2 protein-coding genes are annotated in these 2444 nt (G+C 68.1%); both read left to right on the top strand.

Features of this window, described 5'->3' with window-relative positions; all coding sequences use genetic code 11:
- Positions 1 to 1053, top strand: a 1053-nt coding sequence (locus tag IE249_RS00755; RefSeq protein ID WP_229857147.1) for an ATP-binding cassette domain-containing protein, incomplete at its 5' end; no start/stop codon positions are given.
- The gene (gene mmsB / locus IE249_RS00750; RefSeq protein ID WP_189702793.1) at positions 1050 to 2294 is read left to right on the top strand and encodes a multiple monosaccharide ABC transporter permease; all 1245 of its coding nucleotides are present in this window, start codon (positions 1050 to 1052) and stop codon (positions 2292 to 2294) included. The genes IE249_RS00755 and mmsB, both read left to right, overlap by 4 nt.
- The last annotated feature ends 150 nt before the right edge of the window (positions 2295 to 2444 follow it).

Here is a 2444-nt window from a genome sequence, read left to right as displayed (position 1 = left end):
CTGGACGAGCCGACCGCGGCCCTCAACGACGAGGACAGCGGCAAGCTCCTGGACCTGATCCTGGAGCTGAAGAAGCAGGGCATCACCTCGATCATCATCTCCCACAAGCTCAACGAGATCCGCAGGGTCGCCGACTCGGTGACGATCCTGCGCGACGGCCGCACCATCGAGACGCTGGATGTGAAGGCGGCGGAGACGACCGAGGAGCGGATCATCTCCGGCATGGTGGGCCGCGACCTCGACCACCGCTTCCCCGAGCGCACCCCGCACCAGGCGGAGGAGGGCGCGGCCCCGGCGCTGGAGATCCGGGGCTGGACCGTGTTCCACCCGATCGACCAGCAGCGCAAGGTCGTCGACGACGTGTCGATCGAGGTGCGGCGCGGGGAGATCGTCGGCATCGCGGGCCTGATGGGCGCCGGCCGCACCGAGCTGGCCATGAACGTCTTCGGCCGCACCTACGGCCGGTACGCGGGCGGCACGGTCCTCAAGGACGGCAAGGAGATCCGCACCAAGTCCGTCGCGGAGGCGGTCGGGCACGGCATCGCCTACGTCACCGAGGACCGCAAGCACTACGGGCTCAACCTCATGGACACCATCAACCGCAACATCTCGCTGACCGCGCTGAAGAAGGTCGCGAGGCGGGGCGTGGTGGACGAGCACGAGGAGCGGCAGGTCGCCGAGGGCTTCCGCAAGTCCATGAACATCAAGGCGCCGACCGTGTTCGAGCCGGTGGGCAAGCTGTCCGGCGGCAACCAGCAGAAGGTCGTCCTGAGCAAGTGGATCTTCTCGGGTCCCGACGTGCTGATCCTGGACGAGCCCACGCGGGGCATCGACGTGGGCGCCAAGTACGAGATCTACACCGTCATCGACCAGCTGGCCGCCCAGGGCAAGGCGGTCGTCTTCATCTCCTCCGAGCTGCCCGAACTGCTCGGCATGTGCGACCGCATCTACACCATGGCCGCCGGGCGGCTGACCGGCGAGGTGCCGCGCGCCGAGGCCACGCAGGAAGTGCTGATGCGTCAGATGACCAAGGACAAAGAGGTAACCCGATGAGCACGGATGTGACCGCCAAGACCCCGGCCCCCGCGCCGCCGGGCGGGGGCGGACCGGCCGCCGGCGACGGCCTGCTCCGGTTGGTGCTGAGCGGCCTGCGGCGCAACATGCGCCAGTACGGCATGCTGATCGCGCTCGGCCTGATCGTGATCCTCTTCGAGATCTGGACCGGCGGGGACCTGCTGCTGCCGCGCAACGTCTCCAACCTGGTGCTGCAGAACAGCTACATCCTGATCCTCGCGATCGGCATGATGCTCGTGATCATCGCGGGCCACATCGACCTGTCGGTCGGCTCGCTCACCGCGTTCGTCGGGGCCTTCGCGGCAGTGCTGACGGTCAGTCACCATGTCGCGTGGCCGGTGGCGATGGTGCTGTGCCTGCTGGTGGGCGCGGCCGCCGGGTCCGTACAGGGATTCCTGATCGCGTATCTCGGGATACCGTCGTTCATCGTCACACTCGCCGGGATGCTGCTCTTCCGCGGCCTGACGGAGATCCTGCTCAAGGGGCAGACCCTCGGCCCGTTCCCGGACGGGCTGCAGAAGATGGGCAACGGCTTCCTGCCGGAGGTCGGCCCGAACACCAACTACCACAACCTCACCCTGCTCCTCGGCATCGTGCTGATCGCGGCCGTGGTGTGGCAGGAGGTGCGCGACCGGCGCCGGCAGCAGGAGTTCTCCCTGGACGTGCTGCCCGCCCGGCTGTTCGCGCTGAAGCTGGTCGCCCTGGTCGCCGCGATCCTGGTGCTCACCCTGCTGCTCGCCAGCTACAAGGGCGCCCCGGTCATCCTGATCGTGCTCGCCGCCCTGGTGGTGGGCTACGGCTACGTGATGCGCAACGCCGTCTTCGGCCGTCACATCTACGCGATCGGCGGCAACCTGCCGGCCGCGAAGCTGTCCGGCGTCAAGGACAAGCGCGTCACCTTCCAGGTGTTCCTGAACATGGGCGTGCTCGCGGCCCTGGCGGGTCTGGTGGTCGCCGCCCGCCTGAACGCGGCCTCGCCGAAGGCGGGCGTGAACTTCGAACTCGAGGCGATCGCCTCCTCGTTCATCGGCGGCGCGTCCATGAGCGGCGGTGTCGGCACCGTCCTCGGCGCGATCATCGGTGGTCTCGTGCTCGGTGTGCTGAACAACGGCATGAACCTCCTGAGCGTCGGCACCGACTGGCAGCAGGTCATCAAGGGCCTGGCCCTGCTGGTGGCGGTCGGGTTCGACGTGTGGAACAAGCGCAAGTCCGGTTCGTGAGCAAGGAAGGCCCCCACCGGCCGGTGGGGGCCTTCGACTTCCTCGTATCCCTCGTATTCCCGTACAGGTACAGGAGCCGCAAATGGAACTGAACAGACGCACTGTCATCGCGGGGGCCGCGGCCGCCGGGATCGTGGCGGCCGCGCCGGC

The organism is Streptomyces anandii JCM 4720 (genome assembly GCF_014650655.1).
Lineage (GTDB): Bacteria > Actinomycetota > Actinomycetes > Streptomycetales > Streptomycetaceae > Streptomyces > Streptomyces anandii.
The sequence above is the reverse complement of the archived record's forward strand: the minus strand, read 5'-3'. Positions and strand labels throughout refer to the sequence as shown.